Source organism: Pseudomonas sp. NPDC087029 (assembly GCF_044745345.1).
Classification (GTDB): Bacteria; Pseudomonadota; Gammaproteobacteria; order Pseudomonadales; family Pseudomonadaceae; genus Aquipseudomonas; species Aquipseudomonas faucium.
In genome coordinates, this window is the sequence record NZ_JBIVAB010000021.1 from 67753 (window position 1) to 87129 (window position 19377).

At 66.3% G+C, this 19377-nt stretch carries 18 protein-coding genes; 6 read left to right on the plus strand and 12 right to left on the minus strand.

The annotated features are described in order from the left end of the window. Positions 1–9: 9 nt before the first annotated feature. The 11 genes from kdpB to ACIPG5_RS23765 form a co-directional block, all read right to left on the minus strand. Positions 10–2064 carry a potassium-transporting ATPase subunit KdpB gene (gene kdpB, locus ACIPG5_RS23715; RefSeq protein ID WP_401378523.1) on the minus strand — a complete coding sequence of 685 codons (2055 nt, stop codon included), beginning with the start codon at positions 2062–2064 and terminating at the stop codon, positions 10–12. Between the two features lie 10 nt (positions 2065–2074). Then, complete coding sequence (kdpA, locus tag ACIPG5_RS23720; protein WP_236193865.1) at positions 2075–3769, minus strand: potassium-transporting ATPase subunit KdpA; 1695 nt, start codon at positions 3767–3769, stop codon at positions 2075–2077. Between the two features lie 9 nt (positions 3770–3778). Further along, positions 3779–3868, minus strand: coding sequence for a K(+)-transporting ATPase subunit F (kdpF, locus tag ACIPG5_RS23725; protein ID WP_176518325.1), 90 nt, complete (start codon positions 3866–3868; stop codon positions 3779–3781). Between the two features lie 220 nt (positions 3869–4088). Next, complete coding sequence (locus ACIPG5_RS23730) at positions 4089–5141, minus strand: AI-2E family transporter (RefSeq protein ID WP_176516562.1); 1053 nt, start codon at positions 5139–5141, stop codon at positions 4089–4091. A gap of 12 nt (positions 5142–5153) precedes the next feature. Then, positions 5154–5936 carry a DUF4892 domain-containing protein gene (locus tag ACIPG5_RS23735; protein WP_176516564.1) on the minus strand — a complete coding sequence of 261 codons (783 nt, stop codon included), beginning with the start codon at positions 5934–5936 and terminating at the stop codon, positions 5154–5156. 109 nt (positions 5937–6045) lie between these two features. Then, positions 6046–6900, minus strand: a complete 855-nt coding sequence (locus ACIPG5_RS23740) for an alpha/beta hydrolase (RefSeq protein ID WP_176516566.1) — start codon at positions 6898–6900, stop codon at positions 6046–6048. Then, positions 6897–7685, minus strand: a complete 789-nt coding sequence (locus tag ACIPG5_RS23745) for an alpha/beta fold hydrolase (RefSeq protein WP_176516567.1) — start codon at positions 7683–7685, stop codon at positions 6897–6899. Before ACIPG5_RS23745 ends, ACIPG5_RS23740 begins: the two co-directional genes overlap by 4 nt. 94 nt (positions 7686–7779) lie before the next feature. After that, positions 7780–8151: a hypothetical protein gene (locus ACIPG5_RS23750; protein ID WP_176516569.1), complete on the minus strand. Its 372-nt coding sequence runs from the start codon at positions 8149–8151 to the stop codon at positions 7780–7782. Between the two features lie 112 nt (positions 8152–8263). After that, positions 8264–8722 carry a phosphohistidine phosphatase SixA gene (sixA, locus tag ACIPG5_RS23755; RefSeq protein WP_176516571.1) on the minus strand — a complete coding sequence of 153 codons (459 nt, stop codon included), beginning with the start codon at positions 8720–8722 and terminating at the stop codon, positions 8264–8266. Then, positions 8719–9066, minus strand: coding sequence for a DUF4389 domain-containing protein (locus tag ACIPG5_RS23760; RefSeq protein ID WP_314615289.1), 348 nt, complete (start codon positions 9064–9066; stop codon positions 8719–8721). Before ACIPG5_RS23760 ends, sixA begins: the two co-directional genes overlap by 4 nt. 28 nt (positions 9067–9094) lie before the next feature. Then, entirely contained in the window at positions 9095–10120 is a 1026-nt protein-coding gene (locus ACIPG5_RS23765; protein WP_401378526.1) for an NAD(P)H-dependent glycerol-3-phosphate dehydrogenase, read from the minus strand. Between the two features lie 115 nt (positions 10121–10235). Here ACIPG5_RS23765 and ACIPG5_RS23770 point away from each other — a divergent pair, with 115 nt between their 5' ends. The 5 genes from ACIPG5_RS23770 (at position 10236) to fabB (ending at position 17150) form a co-directional block, all read left to right on the plus strand. Continuing rightward, positions 10236–12383, plus strand: coding sequence for a TonB-dependent receptor plug domain-containing protein (locus ACIPG5_RS23770; RefSeq protein WP_401378528.1), 2148 nt, complete (start codon positions 10236–10238; stop codon positions 12381–12383). Beyond that, entirely contained in the window at positions 12383–13273 is an 891-nt protein-coding gene (locus ACIPG5_RS23775) for an ABC transporter substrate-binding protein (protein ID WP_176516579.1), read from the plus strand. The genes ACIPG5_RS23770 and ACIPG5_RS23775 overlap by 1 nt, the downstream gene beginning before the upstream one ends. Beyond that, entirely contained in the window at positions 13270–15201 is a 1932-nt protein-coding gene (locus tag ACIPG5_RS23780) for an ATP-binding protein (protein WP_176516581.1), read from the plus strand. The genes ACIPG5_RS23775 and ACIPG5_RS23780 overlap by 4 nt, the downstream gene beginning before the upstream one ends. A gap of 201 nt (positions 15202–15402) precedes the next feature. Continuing rightward, complete coding sequence (gene fabA / locus ACIPG5_RS23785; protein WP_054899906.1) at positions 15403–15918, plus strand: 3-hydroxyacyl-[acyl-carrier-protein] dehydratase FabA; 516 nt, start codon at positions 15403–15405, stop codon at positions 15916–15918. 11 nt (positions 15919–15929) lie between these two features. After that, the gene (fabB, locus tag ACIPG5_RS23790; RefSeq protein ID WP_176516582.1) at positions 15930–17150 is read left to right on the plus strand and encodes a beta-ketoacyl-ACP synthase I; all 1221 of its coding nucleotides are present in this window, start codon (positions 15930–15932) and stop codon (positions 17148–17150) included. 127 nt (positions 17151–17277) lie between these two features. Here fabB and ACIPG5_RS23795 read toward each other — a convergent pair whose 3' ends face one another. Further along, a complete protein-coding gene (locus tag ACIPG5_RS23795; RefSeq protein WP_401378531.1) occupies positions 17278–18282 on the minus strand; it encodes an amidohydrolase family protein in 1005 nt (334 codons plus the stop codon). A 115-nt stretch (positions 18283–18397) separates the two neighbouring features. Here ACIPG5_RS23795 and ACIPG5_RS23800 point away from each other — a divergent pair, with 115 nt between their 5' ends. Then, on the plus strand, positions 18398–19261 hold the full coding sequence (locus ACIPG5_RS23800) for a pirin family protein (RefSeq protein WP_401378532.1): 864 nt from the start codon (positions 18398–18400) through the stop codon (positions 19259–19261). Positions 19262–19377: the final 116 nt, after the last annotated feature.

Here is a 19377-nt window from a genome sequence, read left to right on the forward strand (position 1 = left end):
ATGGCCTCCTCAGACCAGGTGCAGGGCATTGAGCAGCAGGTCGATCAGCTTGATCCCGGCGAACGGCACGACGATGCCGCCCAGCCCGTAGATCAGCAGGTTGCGCCGCAGCAGGTGCGCCGCGCTCGCCGCTTGCACGCGCACGCCACGCAGGGCCAGGGGGATCAGCACGATGATGATCAGCGCGTTGAACACGATCGCCGAGAGGATCGCGCTCTGCGGGCTGGCCAGGTGCATCAGGTTGAGCACGCCCAGCTGCGGGTAGATGGCGGCGAACAGCGCCGGCAGGATGGCGAAGTACTTGGCCACGTCGTTGGCGATGGAGAAAGTGGTCAGCGCGCCGCGGGTCACCAGCAGCTCCTTGCCGACCTGCACCACGTCCAAAAGCTTGGTCGGGTCGCTGTCCAGGTCGACCATGTTGGCCGCCTCACGCGCGGCCTGGGTGCCGTCGTTCATGGCCATGCCGACATCGGCCTGGGCCAGCGCCGGGGCGTCGTTGGCGCCGTCGCCGCACATGGCCACCAGGCGGCCGTCGTTCTGCTCCTGGCGAATGCGCGCCAGCTTCTTCTCCGGGGTGGCTTCGGCGAGCACGTCATCCACGCCGGCTTCGGCGGCGATGGCCGCGGCGGTCAGCGGGTTGTCGCCGGTCACCATCACGGTGCGGATGCCCAGCTTGCGCAGTTCGGCGAAGCGCTCGCGGATGCCGGGCTTGACCACGTCCTTGAGGTGGATCACGCCGAGCAGGCGCTTGTCGACGCACACCAGCAGCGGCGTGCCCCCGCTCTGGGCGATGCGCTCCACTTCGCGGGCCAGGGCGGCGGGCATTTCCAAACGTTGCATGCCGACGAAGGCCAGCACCGCATCGACCGCCCCTTTGCGGTAATGGTGCTGCTGGAAGTCGATGCCCGACAGGCGCGTCTCGGCGCTGAAGGCAATGGCGTCAAACTGCTCGGCGGCGGGCTCGACGAAGTCGTGCAACTGGCGCAGGTACTCGACGATCGACTTGCCTTCGGCGGTGTCATCGGCCAGCGACGCGAGCAAGGCGCCCTCGCCCAGCTCCTTGGCGGTGACCCCGGTGGCGGCATGCAGCGCGCTGCAACGGCGGTTGCCGAAGGTGATGGTGCCGGTCTTGTCGAGCATCAGCGTATGCACATCGCCGGCCGCCTCGACGGCGCGCCCGGAACGGGCGATCACGTTCAGGCGCACCAGGCGGTCCATGCCGGCGATGCCGATGGCCGAGAGCAGGCCACCGATGGTGGTCGGGATCAGCGTCACCAGCAGCGCGGCGAGGAAGATCAGCGGCAGGCTGCCACCGGCGAAGTGGGCGAACGGCTGCAGGGTCACCACCACGATGAGGAAGATCAGGGTCAGGCCGATCAGCAGGATATCCAGGGCGATCTCGTTGGGGGTCTTCTGCCGCTTGGCCCCTTCGACCAGGGCGATCATGCGGTCCAGGGTCGACTCGCCGGGGTTGCTGGTGACACGAATCAACAGCCAGTCGGAGACCAGGCGGGTGTTGCCGGTCACGGCCGAGCGGTCACCGCCGGATTCGCGGATCACCGGCGCCGACTCGCCGGTGATGGCGGCCTCGTTGACCGCCGCGATGCCTTCGAGCACTTCGCCGTCGGCGGGGATCATCTCGCCCGACACCACCCGCACCACGTCGTCCTTGCGCAGTTGGCCGGCGGCCACCGTTTCGAACGTGCCGTCACTGCGTCGGCGTTGCGCGGTAAGGCCCTGGCTGCCGGCCTTGAGGCTGTCGGCGCGGGCCTTGCCGCGGCCTTCGGCGAGGGCTTCGGCGAAGTTGGCGAACAGCACGGTGAACCACAGCCACAGGGCGATCTGCACGGCAACCGCGGTGCTCACGCCACTGCCGGGGGCGAAGCACAGCAGGGTGGTCAACACGGCCGTCAGGGCCACCACCAGCATCACCGGCGAGCGCTTGAGCTGGCGCGGGTCGAGCTTGACGAAGGCCTGCACCAGCGCCGGGCGCCAGAGCGCGGCGAAGCGGGTCTGGTCCTTGGCGCTGTGCGCGGCGTTCACTTCAGGAATGGGCATGTTCATGGTCAGCTCCTCAGAAACCCAGGCTCAGGTGTTCGGCGATCGGCCCAAGGGCCAGGGTCGGCAGGAAGGTCAGGCCACCGACCAGCAGGATGGTCACCAGCAGCAGGCCGGTGAACAGCGGGCCGTGGGTGGGGAAACTGTTCAGCCCCTGGGGCGCGCTTTTCTTCGCCGCCAGGCTGCCGGCCAGGGCCAGGATCGGCAGGATGTAGCCGAAGCGGCCGATGAGCATGGCCAGGCCGATCATCAGGTTGTGGAACACCGTGTTGGCACCAAAGCCTGCGAATGCCGAGCCGTTGTTGGCGGTGGCCGATGTATAGGCGTACAACAGCTGGCTGAAACCATGCGGGCCCGGGTTGCTCACCGCCCCGGCCGGGCCCGGCAGGCTGGCGGCGATGGCGCCGAGCACCAGCACGCCCACCGGCATCACCAGCAAGGTCGCCACCAACAACTGCACCTCCCGCGCCTGCAGTTTCTTGCCCAGGTATTCCGGCGTGCGGCCAATCATCAGGCCTGCCAGGAACACGGCGATCAGCACGAACAGCAGCATGCCGTACAGCCCCGCGCCGACGCCGCCGAAGATCACCTCGCCGACCATCATGTTGACCATCGCCACCATCCCGGTGAGCGGGTTGAGGCTGTCGTGCATGGCGTTGACCGAGCCGTTGGAGGCGGCCGTGGTGGTCACCGTCCAGAGCACCGAGGCGGTGGTGCCGAAGCGGCTCTCCTTGCCTTCCAGGGGCGGCGCCTGTTCGATCTGGGCGCTCTGCAGCGCCGGGTTGGGCTGGTACTCCGACCACAGCGCCGTGCCGCCGCCAATCAGGAACAAGCTGAGCATGCAGGCGAGGATCGCGCGGCTCTGGCGCAGGTCCTTGACGTAGTGGCCGAAGGTGAACACCAGCGCCACCGGGATCAGGATGATCGAGGCCACCTCGAACAAGTTGCTCCAGGCCGTGGGGTTCTCGAACGGGTGCGCCGAGTTGACGCCGAAGAAGCCGCCGCCGTTGGTGCCCAGTTGCTTGATGGCGATCTGGCTGGCGGCCGGGCCGAGCGGGATGCTCTGGTCGGCGCCTTGCAGGGTCACGGCGTGGGCGTAGTCGGCGAAGGTTTGCGGCACGCCCTGCCACACCAGCAGCAGCGCCAGCACCAGGCACAGCGGCAGCAGGCCGTAGAGGGTGGCGCGGGTCATGTCGGCCCAGAAGTTGCCCAGGCTGGAGGTTGAACGGCGGGCGATGCCGCGGCACAGGGCGACCAGCACGGCCAGGCCGGTGGCGGCACTGACGAAGTTCTGCACGGTCAGGCCCAGCATCTGGCTCAGGTAGCTGACCGAAGCCTCGCCGCTGTAGGCCTGCCAGTTGGTGTTGGTGATGAAGCTCACTGCGGTGTTGAAGGCCAGCGACCATTCCTGGCCCGGCAGGTGCTGCGGGTTGAGCGGCAGGTAGCCTTGCAACAGCAGGACTGCGAACAGCAGCAGGAAGCCGGCCAGGTTGAAGGCCAGCAGCGCCAGGGCGTACTGCTTCCAGTTCTGCTCTTGTTCAGCCTCGACCCCGGCAAGGCGGTAGCAGCCGCGTTCGACGGGGCCCAGCAGCGGCGTCAGCCAGGTGCGTTGGCCCTCCATGACCTTGTAGTAGAAGCGCCCCAGCCAAGGTGCTGGCAGCAGCACGATGGCGAAAAACGCCAGCAGCAAAGCGAAGTCGTAACTGTGCATGGCCACTCCCTAGCTGCGATCGGCGCGCAGCAGCGCCACCAGCAGGTAAACCGCCAATGCCACTGCAAGAAACAGTGACAGCCCGTCGAGCATGTACATGAGTGGAACTCCCCGTGGTGCGGCTTGGGCCGCTTTGGGGAAATTGTCCGAGGGAGGGGCGTAAAGGGGCGAGAGCGAGGGGTGGGGGTGGGAATAAAGAAAGCGTAAAGATTTGGGTTTTGCGGTGGTTTTACCGGCCTTATCGCCGGCAAGCCGGCTCCCACAAGGTTCGGCTCAGGGCCTGTGGGAGCCGGCTTGCCGGCGATGAGGACGGTGCAGGCTAGCGCTGCGGCGTCTGCTGCCCCGCGTTGCGGCTCCAGTCCAGCAGCAGGCTGTAGCCCACTGCCAGCAAGGTCGGCCCGATGAACAAGCCAATGAAGCCAAAGGCAATCAGGCCACCGAACACACCGAGCAGCACGATCACCAACGGCAAATTGCCGCCGCGGCTGATCAGGTAAGGCTTGAGTACGTTGTCCACGCCACTGATGACGAAGGTGCCCCAGATACCGAGGAACACGGCCATCCCGTACTCCCCCTTCCACACCAGCCAAGCGGTCGCGGGGATCCAGGCCAGCGGCGGCCCCATGGGGATCAGGCTCAGCATGAACGTCACCAGGCCCAGCACGATGGCGCCGGGCACACCGGCGATCACGAAGCCGATCAGCGCCAGCAGCGCCTGGGCCGCAGCGGTGCCGATCACGCCGTTGACCACCCGCTGCACGGTACCTGCCACCAACTCCAGGTAATACTCGGCGCGATCGCCCGCCAGCCGCTGCAGCAGGCGCAGCACGAACGCCGCCAGGCGCGGGCCGTCACGGTAGAAGAAGAACACGAACACCAGGCTCAGGGACAATTCCAGCATCCCGCTGCCGATCTGCGCACTGCGCGCCAGCAGCCAGTTGCCCACCTGGCCCAGGTACGGCTTGACCGAAGCCATCAGCGCGGCGCCTTGCTGGTCCATCGATTGCCACCAGCGGACCAGGCGCTCACCCACCAGCGGCACGCTGCCCAGCCAGTCCGGCGCCTCGGGCAGGCCACCGACCTGCACGTCACGCACGAAGGCCGTCGCATCGCGGATGTGGTCGGCCAGGTTGAACCCCAGCCACACCAGCGGCAACGCCACGATCAGGATCCAGGCGCTGGTCAGCAGGCTCGCGGCCAGGGTTTCGCGCCCGCCGAGCACCCGCGTCAGCAGGCGCATCAATGGCCAGCTGGCAAAGGCCAGGATGGCGCCCCACAACAAGGCTGAAATGAAAGGCGCCATCACCCACAACGCGGCGCCAAGCAAAGCCAGCAATACGATCTGGACCAACAGGCGGTCATGGTTGGCCATGGTGGCACTCGTTCAACGGATCAGTTCCAGGTGCAGGCCATCGGTAGGGGCGCTGCCGACTTCGAGGCGGTTGCTGCGCACCCCGGCCTTGACCAGTTGCTCGCGCCAGCTTTCGGCCTGTTCGCCGCTGAGGCTGGCACGCAGGGTGCTGTCAAGGTTCAGGCTGCGGCTGAGCAAGCCGACCCAGGCCGGCTGTGGCGCGCTCAGGTCAGGGTAGTCGAGCTTGCCGGTGTCGCGCATTTCGCGCAGCACGGTGGCGGCCGTGGGCAGCAGGTCGCCGAGCGGGCTGCCGGCCACGAACTCTTCCACGTGCAGGTAGGCGCGGCGGTTGCCGCGGGTGACGCTGTACAGCGCAACCAGGGTGTCGGCCTCTTCGGCGGAGCGGCGCAGGAGGATGAATGCCTGCTGCTCGTCGCCGCCATTGAGGCGTGCGTTGCCGAACACATCGTTGGCCCACAGGCTGGCTTCACCGCAGTCGCGGCCCTGGCACCAGAACAGCGGGTAGCCGCCGTCGTGCTGCAGTTCCTCGCGGGCACTGGTGAAGGCTTCGCGCGCGGTACGCTCGACCGGCAGCTCGTAGGTCACCGAGCTGACCTGGCCGCGGCTCTCGACCTTGTCGTCGACGCGCAGGCGGCCGCTGATCTTGCGCAGCGGGCCCATCGGGTAGATGCGCTCCTGCTCCACGGCCGGGCGCTGGTCGACCACCTTGGCATCCACCGGCACTGGCAGGCTGCCGGCCCACAACAACGGGCTGGCGAGCCCCAGGCAGCCGGCAACGAGAACTCGAATGCTCATCGGCCACCCATGCCGCACGCGGCGCCGGTGAAAAGTTGATGGATGTCTGGCATGTACATGGTTGTCTCCCTGTTCAACCCGCCAAGCCTCGACACTTGTCCGGTGCAAGTCAAGCAAAGCCAAAGAAGCGATTGAAACAGTCTGCGACAAGGGCCGCGCCCTGTTCGTCGTTCAGGTGCAGGTGATGCCCGCCGGGCAACACCACTTGCTCGAAGGGTAGCTGCTCCAGCAGTTCGGTGTGGCGCGCCAGCATGCCGTCGGCGGCCACCACCAGGCAGGCCGGGCACGCGACGCGGCGCACATGGGCCATCGCCTGGGCCTGGCTCAGGCGCACCGGCGAGGGCAAGGTCAGGCGGCTGTCGCTGCGCCAGCTGTATCCGCCGGGCACGGGCATCAGCCCGCGCTGGGCCAGCAGCTCGGCGGCCTCGCGGCTGACGGCGACCATGCCCTTCATGCGCGCCTGCACGCCCTGCTCCAGGCTCGGGTACACCGACTTGCGCTTGCCATCCAGGCGCAGCTGAGCCTGCAGGGCCATCCCCAAGCGCTCGCCGGCGTCCTGTTCGGCGCCGGTGGGCGGGATGACGCCGTCGATCAGCGCCAGGTGGCTGACCCGATCAGGCAAGGCACTGGCCAGTTGCAGCGAGATGATCGCCCCCAGCGAATGCCCCAGCAGGGCAAAGCGCTGCCAGCCCAGCTGTTCGGCCACCCGCAGCACGTCGTGGGCATAGTCGGCCAGGGCGTAGCCTGCGCCTGGCGGGCGGTGTTCGGAGTAACCGTGCCCGGCAAGGTCCAGGGCGACGATGCGCAGGCCTTTGAGTTGCGGCGCCAGGCGGGCGAAGCTGTTGGCATTGTCCAGCCAGCCATGCAGGGCGATCACCGGCAGGCCGTCCTGCGGGCCGAACAGGTGCGCGGCCAGTTCGATATGGCCCAGGCTCAGGCGCACTTCCTCGACCTGCGCGCTCATGCCTGGCTCCAGCGGTCGAACAGGCCCTTGATCAGGCTGGCGGTATCGGTCGGGCGCTCCAGCGGGAACATGTGGCCGCCGGGCACACTGTGGTATTCGCCCCTGGGCATGCCGCGCACGGCCAGGGTGTGATGGTGGCGGATCACATTGCTGCGATCGCCGCGCACCATCGCCAGCGGCACCTGCAGTTGCCGCGCGGGGGCTGGGCTGGCGTGGGGGATGCTGCGGTAGATGCTGATTTCGGTGGCCGGGTCGAAGCGCAGGCGCAGGCCCTGCTCGCCCTCCTCCAGGCCATGTTGCAGATAGGCTTCGAGGCATTCGGGGTCGAAATGGCGGAACAGGCTTTTGCTGGCGAAGTAGTCCCGCGCGCTGTCGCGGTCGCTGAAGGCCTCGCGCCGGCCCAGGGTGCGCCCTGCCGGGGTGATGCGGTCGATGAAGCCAAAGCGCTTGGCGGTGCGCAGCAGCCACTGGTCGGCGCGGGTCAGCACCGGCGAATCCAGCATCACCACGCCGCGGTAGTACTGCGGGCAACGCAAGGCCGCATGCAGGTGCAGCACGCCGCCCAGGGAATGGCCCACGCCCCACACCGGGGCCTCCTGGCTGGCCAGGTGGTGCAGCAGTTCATCCACCAGGTTCTGCCAGTTTTCGTTGACCGGGAAGCGCGGGTCGTGGGCGTGCTGGGCCAGGTGGCTGACCTGGTAGTCCGGCGCCAGGGCAGCGAACAGCTTGCCGTAGGTGGCCGAGGGAAAACCGTTGGCATGGGCGAAGAAGATCTGCTGCGACATGGCGCCTGGTCCGGACCGAGGAATGATGGCCTATTGTCGGCATCCTGCCGCCGCACGGCAACGTCCGGAAAGGTCATCGCCAAGGGTGTTCAGGTCAGGGGTTGTTGTCGAAACTGGCCAACGAGCGCTGCAGGCAGGCCTGCATGTAGGCCAGTTGCCCTTCCAGCGCCTCGCGGGCCAGGCGCTGGTCCTGGTAGTCGAGTTGCAGGCGCCGCAGCGCCAGGCAACTGGCCTGCAGCAGGTGGGAAACTCGCAGGCAGGCGTCCTGGAGCTTGCGCAGTTCTTCCTCCCCTTGCAGGTTGCTGGCCTGTTCGGGCCCTGCGCTGCGCACCTTGCCCAGCAGGTGATACAGCTTGGCGTCGGCCGATTCGCGCAACAGGCTGTACTGGGCATAGTCCAGTACCTCGCCTTCGTTGAGTTTTTCCAGCGTGGGCTGCAGGTCCAGCGAACGTATCAGTTCTGCCATCAGACCACTCATACAACACTCCCTGGCAGGTTCAGCCACTGATCGATCCGGGTGCAACGCTAGCAATGGATCCAATGCCCCGGCAACTGACAAAAATGCCAGTTGCCGTCGATCAGTGAGGCGAACTGATCGCCCGCAGGGTCATCAGGCCTGCCAACGGCCAGTCTCCCTCAAGCTCTGCAAGGCTTGCAGTGCTCATGGCGGCCGGTTGCTGGCCGTGGCCATGCTCGAGCATGCCCACCAACGTCCCGACCAGCGGTTGGTGGCTGACCAGCAAAACATGCTCCAGGCCCAGCCGTTCGATCTCGCCGATGGCCTGCTGCACGCTGCTTTCGGGGGTCAGCCAGGGCACGGTGCGCACCGGTTCGGCGAAGCCCAGGGTGTCGTGCACCAGCGCTGCGGTCTGCTGGGCGCGCACGTAGGGGCTGGCGATGATCGCCTGCAGCGGTTGCCCGAGCAGCCGCGCGGCGCTGTGCAGCACCTGCTCGCGGCCATGGGCGGTGAGCCGCCGCTCGGCGTCGGTGTTGGCCCGCGGCTCCGCTTCACCGTGGCGCAGAACCCACAGCTTCACAGCTTGGGCTCCTCGTCGCGCGCCGGGTGTGGCGCCGGGGCCACGGCATGCGGGGTTTCGCCTTCGGGGGCACGCGGCGCCGGCCAGTCGGCGAACGGCCAAGGCTTGTTGTCGGTGTGGAAGGTGCCGAAGCGGCCGATCTGCGCCAGGTACTGGCTGAGGCTGTCGCCAAAGTTCATCAGGCTGGCGCTGGGCGCGCCGTAGACCAGCCGGTAGACCAGCTGCACCAGCACCAGGCCGCCCAGCAGCAGCTCGGCCAGTTGCCAGACCACCAGGAACACCAGCATCCATAGCACGCGCAGGATGATCGACTCGCGCTGGGCGCGCTCGGGGGTATCGTTCATGTCTTGCTCCTTGCTCAGTGTCGGCGGCTCAGTTGAAACCGCTGGTGGAAATGAAGTCGACGTCGGTCTTGGGCTCGGCACGCATCAGGCGCTCGATGACCTGGTTGAGCGTGCGGCCTTCGAAGAGGATGGCGTGCAGGCCTGCCACCAGCGGCATGTACACCTGCACTTGCTCGGCCTTGGCCTTGAGCACCTTGAGGGTGTTGACCCCCTCGGCCACCTCGCCCAGGCGGTTGACCGCCTCTTCCAGGCTCAGGCCCTGGCCCAGCGCGTGGCCGACCTGGTAGTTGCGGCTCTTGGGCGAGGAGCAGGTGACGATCAGGTCGCCGACCCCGGCCAGGCCGAGGAACGTCATCGGGTTGGCACCCTGGCTCACGGCAAAGCGGGTCATTTCGGCCAGCGCACGGGTGATCAGCATGCTCTTGGTGTTCTCGCCCATATCCAGGGCCACGGCCATGCCGGCGATGATCGCGTAGACGTTCTTCAACGCGCCGCCCAGCTCGACGCCGAAGCGGTCGGCACTGGCGTAGACGCGGAAGGTGCGCCCGTGCAGCACGGCCTGCACGCGCTGGCACAGTGCTTCGTCTTCACTGGCGACCACGGTGGCGGTCAGCGCGTGCTCGGCGATCTCGCGCGCCAGGTTCGGGCCCGACAGCACACCGATTCGGGCCTGGGGCGCGATCTCCTCGAGGATCTGGCTCATCAGCTTGAAGCTCTGCGCCTCGATGCCCTTGGTCAGGCTGACCAGGCATTTGCCCCGCAAAAGCTCGGCATGCGGGGCCAGCACGCTGCGCAGGGCGCTCGATGGCAGGGCAACGAAAACCAGGTCGCTGGCCTGCAAGGTCGCCAGCAGGTCGTTGACCGGCTCGACACCATCGTGCAGGCGGATACCCTTGAGGTAGCGCGGGTTCTCGCGGTTGACGCGCATCGCCTCGGCCTGCTCGGGGTCGCGCATCCATTGGCGCACCGGCACACCGTTCTCGGCCAGCAGGTTCGCCACGGCGGTGCCGAAGCTGCCGCCTCCCAGAACTGCAACAGGTTGCTGTTCAGTCATATTCAATCCGTTAAAGCCATAAGTTAAGTGGCGACCCCGCCATTATACGGCGCGCCTGCGCCAGAGCCAGTGGCCATGCGGTAGATCACTGGCAAAACCGCACCGGTCAGTTAACATGCGTGTTTCAACCCTGATACAAGGCCGTATCGTGTTTCCTGGCACGCCTCCCTACCCTCGCCTGCTGCTGCTCACCGCCTTGCTCGGCGGCCCGGCCATGGCCGACGATCTGTTCATCGACAACACCGACCTGCCGCAGGTTCTGACCGCCACGCGGCTCAAACAATCCCCGGCAGCGGTGCCCGGCAGCATGACCGTGCTCGACAGCGAACTGATCCGTGCCAGCGGTGCCCGCGACATCCCGGAGCTGCTGCGCCTGGTACCGGGCATGATGATCGGCTATGGCGCCGGCAACCAGCCGACCGTCAACTATCACGGCACCAACGTCAACGAAGCGCGGCGCATGCAGGTGTTGATCGATGGCCGCTCGGTGTACCGCGCGGGCCTGGCCACGGTGGACTGGAGCGACATCCCGGTGGCGCTGGAGGATATCGAGCGCATCGAGGTGTTCCGCGGCCCCAACACCGTCAGCTACGGCGCCAACGCGCTGATGGCGGTGGTCAACATCCTCACCCGCAACCCGGCCGACAGCCACGGCACGCGCATGAAGCTGACCCGCGGCCAGGACGGCATCGACGACTACTACCTCAGCCACGGCCTGGGCTGGGACGGCGGCGACCTGCGCCTTTCGGTGTCGGGCCAGAAGGACGACGGCTTCGATGAAAACCAGTTCGGCCAGAACTACCGCGACAGCCGCCGGGCGAACCGCTTCAACCTCAGCGTCAGCCATACCCTGGCGCCGAACCAGACCCTGGAATGGCAGCTGGCGGCCAAGGAAGGCAGCAACCAGCGGCCCTACACCTACCAGCCGGTGTTCCCCTTCGTCACCGAGAGCGGCGACAACGCCGACGTCAATGCCAAGGATTACGCCGGCTCCGTGCGCTGGAACATCGACTTCAACCCCGAGCACAGCCTCTATGTGCAGGGCTCGGCGCAGCATTTCGACCGCCAGCAGGTCTGGCGCGCCTGCGACGCGGCGCTGTCGTTCAGCCCGGAGCTGACCCGGCTGTGGCAGCTGAACCCGAATTTCGCCGAGCTGGTTGCACGCGGCGCCAACAACCCGCCCAGCAGCAGCAACCCCGAAGAGCAGGCGCTGGTCGATGCGATCAAGAACCAGTGGAACAACCAGGGCGGCAGCAACGTGGTTTGCGGCGATGTCGACCAGAGCACCCGGGAAACCCGCTACGACCTGGAAATCCAGGACACCCTGAGCCTCACCGACAGCCTGCGCCTGCTCAGCGGCATGAACTACCGCTACGACCGCGCCGACTCGCAGACCTACTTCGACGGCAGCCTCGACGACCAGACCTGGCGCCTGTTCGGCCAGCTCGAGTGGCGCGCCGACGAGCACTGGATCCTGCAGGGCGGTGCGATGTTCGAAGACTCGAAGCTGTCCGGCAGCTCGCTGACCCCGCGCATGGCGGTGAACTACCTGATCACCCCGCGCCACGGCTTGCGCGCGGTGTATTCCGAGGCGGTGCGCTCGCCCGACATGTTCGAGAACAACGTCAACTGGAGCTACACGGTCAAGAACCTGACCCCCAACGCCTTCGGCCAGCAGCACGGCGAATACTTCGTCAAGACCCGCGGCCCGGGCGACCTCGAGCAGGAGCGCATGCGCTCGCGCGAACTGGGCTACAACGGCCAGTTCAGCGACATCGACCTGAACATGGATGTGAAGCTGTTCTACGACGAGATCACCGGAATGATCAGCGAGCCTTTGCGCAACAACCAGTACATCGCCAGCAATGCCAACAAGGCCCGCTTCAGTGGCAGCGAAGCGCAGTTCGATTTGCGCGCCACCCGCCGCGACCGCCTGCGCCTGACCTATGCCTATGTCGACGCCTGGGCCAGCAACCCCGCCGACAGCGCCAACACCGCCCGCAACAGCGGCTCGGCCGGCTGGCTGCGCGAATGGGGCCAGGGCTGGTCGAGCGCGCTGTTCTACTATGGCGACGATGCGCTCAACCAGTACCGCTACGAGCGCCTCGACCTGCGCGTGGCCAAGCGCTTTCGCATCCAGGGCAGCAACCTGGAGCTGGCCGCGCTGTGGCAGCAGCGCCTGGACGATGAACCGACCACCCTGGTGCAGAACCGCTACGACAGCCGCCACCGCCTGAGCGTGAGCGCGGAGCTGGAGTTCTGATGGCCCGTCTGCTGCGCCTGCTGCTGTTCTGTCTCTGGCCCCTGGGCTCGCTGTGCGCCAGCGAGATCCTGGTGGTCGGTGGCGAGGATCAGCCCGGCATCCGCAGCTTTGCCACGGCCCTGGAAAGCCGTCGCAGCCATGACCAGGTGCGGTTCCAGACCGTCGCCGAACTGCCGCGCCCAAGCCAGCTGAAGGCCGACACGCGCCTGGTGCTGCTCGACAGCGCTGCGCTGGACTGGCGCCTGGCGGAAAACGCCGGGCCGCCGGCCCTGGCCATGCGCATCAGCCGGGTGCAGGCCGAACAGCGCCTGGGAAAGTCGCGCCCCGGCTACCTGACCCTGCTGTGGAGTGACCCGCCGCTGGCTCGGCAGTTGCGCCTGGCCCGCTACCTGCTGCCGCAGGCCCAGCGCATCGGCGTGCTGTATGGCGAGCACAGCCACTTCCTGGTCGATGAACTGCGCCAGGCGGCGCGCCCGCTGGGCCTGGAAATCGTCGCCCAGGACTGGCCCGACCAGCGTGACAGCCGGCCGCTGCAGCACCTGCTGGGCAGCAGCGACGTGCTGCTGGGCCTGGACGACCCCGACCTGTACAACTCCAAGACCGCAAAGAACGTGCTGCTCAGCAGCTATGGCCGGCAGATGGCGCTGATCGGCCCGAACGCAGGTTTTGTCCGCGCCGGCGCCCTGGCCAGCACCTACAGCGACCAGGACGACTGGCTGGCGGTACTCGACCAATTGCTCGACCACCCGCCCGCGCGCTGGCCGCGCAGCCTGTACCCGGCCCGTTTCGGAGTCAGCGGCAACCAGCAGGTGGCACGTGCCCTGGGCCTTGAAGCGATCGATCCGAAGGCCACTGCCAAGGCCCTGGCCGAAGGAGAACCCACCCCATGAGCAAACGCCTGAGCTGGGACATCCACACCCGCACCCAGATCATCAGCCTGGGCCCGGCGCTGCTGCTGACCCTGCTGCTGATCAGCTTCTTTACCTTCGTGCGCATCCAGGACCTGCGCCAGGAGCTCAACCACACCGGCCAGCTGATCGCCAACCAGCTCGCGCCGGCCTCCGAGTACGGGGTGATCTCCGGCAACAACGAAGTGCTCGAAGGGTTGATGCGCGCCACCTTGAGTATTCCCCACGTGCGCTTTCTCGAGGTCCAGGACAGCCGCAACCATATCCTGGTGTACGTCGAGCAGTCCGACGAGAGCAGCAACCGGGCGCAGCGGGTAGAAGTGTTCCAGGCGCCGATCCGCCTGCAGCAGATTCGCCTGGACAACGACTTCCTCCAGGAAGGCAAGGCCTCGCCGCCGTCGATCGGCGACGATTATCTAGGGCGGGTGATCGTCGGCATGTCGGATGACGCCTTCAGCCAGCGCCAGCAGGAAATCGTCATCAAGGCCGGCATCCTGGCGCTGTTCGCATTGCTTTTCACCTTCCTGCTCGCGCGCCGCCTGGCGCTGAGCCTGGCCAAGCCGATCAGCGACATGGGCCATGCGGTCAAGGCCATCCAGCAAGGCGAATACGACGCACCGCTGCCGGAGGTCGATGACAGTGAACTGGGCCATCTGGCGCGCCATATCAACAACCTGGCCAGCGCCCTGGAGCAGGCCAGCGTCGAGCAGAAGCAGGCGATTGCGCAGTTGATCCAGGCCCGTGAGGAGGCCGAGCAGGCCAACGGCGCCAAGTCGGAATTCCTGGCGATGATGAGCCACGAGTTGCGCACGCCCATGAATGGCGTGCTGGGCATGCTGCAGCTGCTGGAAACCACCCAGTTGACCAGCGAGCAGGCCGAGTACACGGCCGTGGCCAGCGAATCCACCGGGCACCTGCTGAAGGTGATCAACGACATCCTCGACTTCTCGCGGATCGAGCGCACTACCCTGGAGCTTGAGCGCATCGACTTCAACCTGGGCGAGCTGGTGGCCAGCAGCGTGCAGTCGTTCCAGCACAGCGCACAGCAGCGTGGGCTGGAGCTGCACCTGCAACTGCCGGAGGGCGACGAGCAGGTCCAGGTGGTCGGCGACCCGACGCGCATTCGCCAGGTGCTCTTGAACCTGGTGGGCAACGCCTTGAAGTTCACCGAGCGCGGCCAGGTGCAGGTGCAGGCGCGCTGGCAGGTGCTCGACCGCCAACAACTGTGGTTCACCTGCAGCGTGCGCGACACGGGCATCGGCATCGACAGCGAGCGCCTGGAGATGATGTTCGTCGCCTTCCAGCAGGCCGACAGTTCGATTTCCCGCCGCTATGGCGGCACCGGGCTGGGCCTGTCGATCGCCCGCACCCTGGCCGAGCGCATGGGCGGCAAGCTGCGTGGCGAAAGCCGCGAGGGCCTGGGCTCGACCTTCACCCTGGAAATGCCCCTGGCCCTGGCCAGCCCCGCGCCTGCGGCGTTGCCGGGCAGCACCCTGGAGCCGGCGCCGATGGCCGCAGGCGAGCGCATCCTGCTGGTGGAGGACAATCCGGTCAATCAAAGCGTCATCGAGGCCATGTTGCGCAGCCTGGGCCTGGAGGTGAGCGTGGCCCACGACGGCCTCCAGGCCGTCGAGCAGGTCAGCCAGCAACGTTTTTCCGCGGTGCTGATGGATTGCCGCCTGCCCCAGCTGGACGGCTACGAGGCCACCCGGCGCATCCGCCTGCTGCCTGGCACCGCGCAGCTGCCGATCATCGCCCTGACCGCCAACGCGCTACAGGGCGATCGCGAACGCTGCATGGCCGCCGGCATGAACGATTACCTGAGCAAACCGTTCCGCCGCACCGACCTGCAAAGGATATTGCAACGCTGGTTACCCGGCCGGACAGCCGCGACTGGCGATAAATGCTAAAGTGCGGCAGTCTTAAGGACTGGACAGGACCTTCGCCGGCCCTGAAAATAGACGTTTCAGTGCACACCTGTACTTCTTTCGCCAGGTGCGCTGTGACTTTCACCACAACGCAATAGTCTACCTGTAGGCTGCCGCCCGGAGAGATGCCGGGTTGGCCGGGAAGATTCATCCCCTGCCACAGGGGGTTATTGAGGAGCTCGCATGACCAAACAACACGCCTTTACTCGGGAAGACCTGCTGCGCTGCAGTCGCGGTGAGCTGTTCGGCCCAGGTAATGCGCAACTGCCCGCGCCGAACATGCTGATGGTCGATCGCATCACCCATATCAGCGAAGAAGGCGGCAAGTACGGCAAAGGTGAATTGGTCGCCGAGCTGGATATCACCCCGGACCTGTGGTTCTTCGCCTGCCACTTCGAAGGCGACCCGGTAATGCCAGGCTGCCTGGGCCTCGATGCCATGTGGCAGCTGGTCGGCTTCTTCCTCGGCTGGCAGGGCCTGCCAGGCCGCGGCCGTGCGCTGGGTTCGGGCGAAGTGAAGTTCTTTGGCCAGGTATTGCCTACCGCCAAGACCGTTACCTACAACATTCACATCAAGCGCGTCCTGAAGGGCAAGCTGAACATGGCCATCGCCGATGGCTCGGTCAGCGTTGACGGCCGCGAGATCTACACTGCCGAAGGCCTGCGGGTCGGCGTGTTCACCTCCACTGACAATTTCTAAGGGTTATTCGCATGCGCCGCGTCGTTATCACTGGTCTGGGCATCGTTTCGTGCCTGGGCAATGACAAAGCTACCGTCACCGAAAACCTGCGCAACAGCCGTCCGGGTATCCGTTACAACCCGGAATACAAGGAACAGGGGCTGCGTAGCCAGGTTTCCGGCTCCATCGACCTCAACCTCGAAGAACTGATCGACCGCAAGGTCTACCGCTTCGTCGGCCACGCCGCGGCCTACGCCTACCTGGCGATGCAGGACGCGATCAAGGACTCGGGCCTGACCGAAGAGCAGGTTTCCAACCCGCGTACCGGCCTGGTGGCTGGCTCCGGCGGCGCCTCGACCCTGAACCAGATGGAAGCGCTGGACACCCTGCGCGAGAAAGGCGTCAAGCGCGTCGGCCCGTACCGCGTCACCCGCACCATGGGCAGCACCGTGTCGGCGTGCCTGGCCACGCCGTTCAAGATCAAGGGCATCAACTACTCGATCTCCTCGGCCTGCGCCACTTCCGCGCACTGCATCGGCACCGCCCTGGAGCAGATCCAGTGGGGCAAGCAGGACATCGTCTTCGCCGGTGGCGGTGAAGAAGAGCACTGGAGCCAGTCGTTCCTGTTCGATGCCATGGGCGCCCTGTCGACCAAGCGCAACGAAACCCCGGAACTGGCCTCGCGCGCCTACGACGCCGACCGTGATGGCTTCGTCATCGCTGGCGGTGGCGGCATGGTGGTGGTCGAGGAGCTGGAACATGCCCTGGCCCGCGGCGCCAAGATCTACGCCGAAATCGTCGGCTACGGCGCGACCTCCGACGGCTACGACATGGTCGCCCCAAGCGGCGAAGGCGCCATCCGCTGCATGCAGCAGGCGCTGTCCACCGTCGACACCCCGATCGACTACCTGAACACCCACGGCACCTCGACCCCGGTCGGTGACGTTGCCGAAATGAAGGGCGTGCGCGCCGTGTTCGGCGACAAGGCACCGAAGATCAGCTCGACCAAGAGCCTGTCCGGCCACTCGCTGGGCGCCGCTGGTGTGCACGAGGCGATCTACTGCCTGCTGATGATGGAAAACAACTTCATCGCCGGCTCCGCCAACATCGACGAACTGGACCCGGAGGTCGCCGACCTGCCGATCCTGCGCAAGACCGAAGAAAACGCCAAGATCGATACGGTCATGAGCAACAGCTTCGGCTTCGGCGGCACCAACGCCACCCTGGTGCTCAAGCGCTGGGAAGGCAAGTAAGGCCCTGGCGCTGTAAATGAAAACGCCCCGACTGGTTCGGGGCGTTTTCTTTTGTGCCTGCGCCTTGAGCACAGCGCGGTACAGGTGGGAGCTGGCTTGCCAGCGATGAGGCCAGCAAAGGCAACATCTAACGCTGCCTGGGCAAGACAGCCAGAAAATTATCCCGCGCCACCTTGTTCGCCACCGCCTCGGGCAAGGCATCGAGAAACGGCTCGAAGCCGTGCATCTGCTCGCCCAGGCTGCCAAACCTGCCCACCACATCCGAGCCCAGCATGAACCGCTCGGGGTACTTCACCACCAGATCGACCCACGCCTTGCGCGGCACGCCCTGCTCGTCCAGCAGATAAGGCGCCAGCACACTCCACGACAAGTCGACATACAAATTCGGGTAATCCTCCAGCAGGCGCGTCAACACCGGCAGCAAAAAGTCCATGTGCGTCTGGTGCCGATGAATCTCCACGCTGCTGCCCGCATGCGCCCAGATGAACCGGGTGTGCGGGTGATTGCGCAGCGGCTCTTCGATCTCGGCCAGGTACAGCGGGTTGCGCTCGCGCTTGGAGGTGATGTTGGAATGCACCAGCACCGGCATGTCGCGCTCGGCAGCCAGGTGATAGATGCGCGTCATCGCCTCGTTGTTGGCCCGGGGGGTATCGCCGCTGGTCAGTGCGGTGAGGTCGTCGTGGCGGGTGAAGACTTCGCCGATGCCCTGCCACAGGCCGGGGTGCAGATCGAGCATGCGCTCGATATGGCTGACCGCGTTCTTGTCCACCGGGTTGAAGCCGCTGAGAAACGGGTGAAAGCGTTTGCGCTGCTCAGCCGGCAGCTTCTGCAGGGCTGCCGCCACATAGGTGTCGGTGGCGCTGTACCAGTAGGCATCGGCGTCGTCGCCGGCGTAATAGCGCGGGCGTTTGGGTTCATCCTCGTGCCACTTCTTGGCCACCGGGATGCCCGAGATCATCGAATGCTCGACACCCGCCTCATCCATGGCCTTGAGCAGCGCGGGCATGCCTTCGCTTTCCTGGAAAAAGTCGACGTAGTGCAGGTGGGCGTCACTGTAGCGGTACTCACGCGCCTGCGCCGCCTGGCACAGCCCTGCGAACAACAGCATGCCTGCCAGTGTTTTGGCGATCATGGGCAGCTTCCTTTGGCCAATACAGCAGCATAGACCCGCCACCGCGCACCACGGTTCAGCTGCGCCCGGCAAACCGCTATGCTTGGGGGCAATTGCCGCCCGCCTGGAGCCCACCATGAGCCGCCCCCTGGTCATCCGCCCACGTGCCGAATCGGTGGAGGGCCAACCGATCCTGCGCCCGCTGCCCTCGGCCCAGTGCCGCAGCGTCGGCCCGTTCGTGTTCTTCGACCATATGCTCGAGACCAATTACGCGCCCGGGCACGGCATGGATATCCGCCAGCACCCGCATATCGGGCTATCGACCCTGACCTACCTGTTCGAAGGGGCCATCGTGCACAAGGACAGCCTCGGCTCGGAGCAACGTGTGCTGCCCGGCGATGTGAGCTGGATGACCGCAGGCAGCGGCGTGGCCCACGTCGAGCGCACGCCTGCCGACGCCCTGGCCCACGGTTCGCGCCTGCATGGGCTGCAGGTATGGCTGGCCTCGCCACGCGAGCTCGAACAGGGCACGCCGAGCTACAGCCATCACCCGGCAGCGAGCCTGCCGGTCAGCGATAGCCTGGGGGTGCGCATCCGCATGATCGCCGGCAGCGGGTTTTGCCTGGAATCGCCGGTGCCGGTGCTCTCCCCTACCCTGTACGCGCATGTGCACATGCAACCGGCGACCACCTTGCTGGTGCCTGCCGAACATGCGCAGCGCGCGCTGTATGTGCTCGATGGTGAGCTGATGCTCGATGACGAGGAAGTCGAGGCGTGCAGCCTGGTGGTGCTGCCAGAGGGTGAAGAAGTGGCCTTGTACGCCGAGGGCGAGTGCCAGCTGGTGCTGATCGGCGGCGCAGCACTGGATGGGCCGCGGCGGATGAACTGGAACTTCGTGGCCAGTGACCCGGAGTTGATCGAGCGGGCCAGGGTGAAGTGGGCTGCGGGGGATTGGCCGGTGGTGCCTGGGGAGACTTCGCGGATCGAGTTGCCTCGCTAGGTCAGGGCCGCTTTGCGGCCCATCGCCGGCAAGCCGGCTTGTATGGTGATACTCGAAGGGGTGGTGGGACGACAAAGCCGATTCTGACTGTTAGCCGCAGTACAGACCGTGGGAGA

Coding starts and splice junctions, on each gene's coding strand:
- kdpB (WP_401378523.1), bottom strand. CDS start 2,064: ATGAACATGCCCATTCCTGAAGTGAACGCCGCGCACAGCGCCAAGGAC.
- kdpA (WP_236193865.1), bottom strand. CDS start 3,769: ATGCACAGTTACGACTTCGCTTTGCTGCTGGCGTTTTTCGCCATCGTG.
- kdpF (WP_176518325.1), bottom strand. CDS start 3,868: ATGTACATGCTCGACGGGCTGTCACTGTTTCTTGCAGTGGCATTGGCG.
- ACIPG5_RS23730 (WP_176516562.1), bottom strand. CDS start 5,141: ATGGCCAACCATGACCGCCTGTTGGTCCAGATCGTATTGCTGGCTTTG.
- ACIPG5_RS23735 (WP_176516564.1), bottom strand. CDS start 5,936: ATGAGCATTCGAGTTCTCGTTGCCGGCTGCCTGGGGCTCGCCAGCCCG.
- ACIPG5_RS23740 (WP_176516566.1), bottom strand. CDS start 6,900: ATGAGCGCGCAGGTCGAGGAAGTGCGCCTGAGCCTGGGCCATATCGAA.
- ACIPG5_RS23745 (WP_176516567.1), bottom strand. CDS start 7,685: ATGTCGCAGCAGATCTTCTTCGCCCATGCCAACGGTTTTCCCTCGGCC.
- ACIPG5_RS23750 (WP_176516569.1), bottom strand. CDS start 8,151: ATGGCAGAACTGATACGTTCGCTGGACCTGCAGCCCACGCTGGAAAAA.
- ACIPG5_RS23760 (WP_314615289.1), bottom strand. CDS start 9,066: ATGAACGATACCCCCGAGCGCGCCCAGCGCGAGTCGATCATCCTGCGC.
- ACIPG5_RS23765 (WP_401378526.1), bottom strand. CDS start 10,120: ATGACTGAACAGCAACCTGTTGCAGTTCTGGGAGGCGGCAGCTTCGGC.
- ACIPG5_RS23770 (WP_401378528.1), top strand. CDS start 10,236: ATGCGTGTTTCAACCCTGATACAAGGCCGTATCGTGTTTCCTGGCACG.
- ACIPG5_RS23775 (WP_176516579.1), top strand. CDS start 12,383: ATGGCCCGTCTGCTGCGCCTGCTGCTGTTCTGTCTCTGGCCCCTGGGC.
- ACIPG5_RS23780 (WP_176516581.1), top strand. CDS start 13,270: ATGAGCAAACGCCTGAGCTGGGACATCCACACCCGCACCCAGATCATC.
- fabA (WP_054899906.1), top strand. CDS start 15,403: ATGACCAAACAACACGCCTTTACTCGGGAAGACCTGCTGCGCTGCAGT.
- fabB (WP_176516582.1), top strand. CDS start 15,930: ATGCGCCGCGTCGTTATCACTGGTCTGGGCATCGTTTCGTGCCTGGGC.
- ACIPG5_RS23795 (WP_401378531.1), bottom strand. CDS start 18,282: ATGATCGCCAAAACACTGGCAGGCATGCTGTTGTTCGCAGGGCTGTGC.
- ACIPG5_RS23800 (WP_401378532.1), top strand. CDS start 18,398: ATGAGCCGCCCCCTGGTCATCCGCCCACGTGCCGAATCGGTGGAGGGC.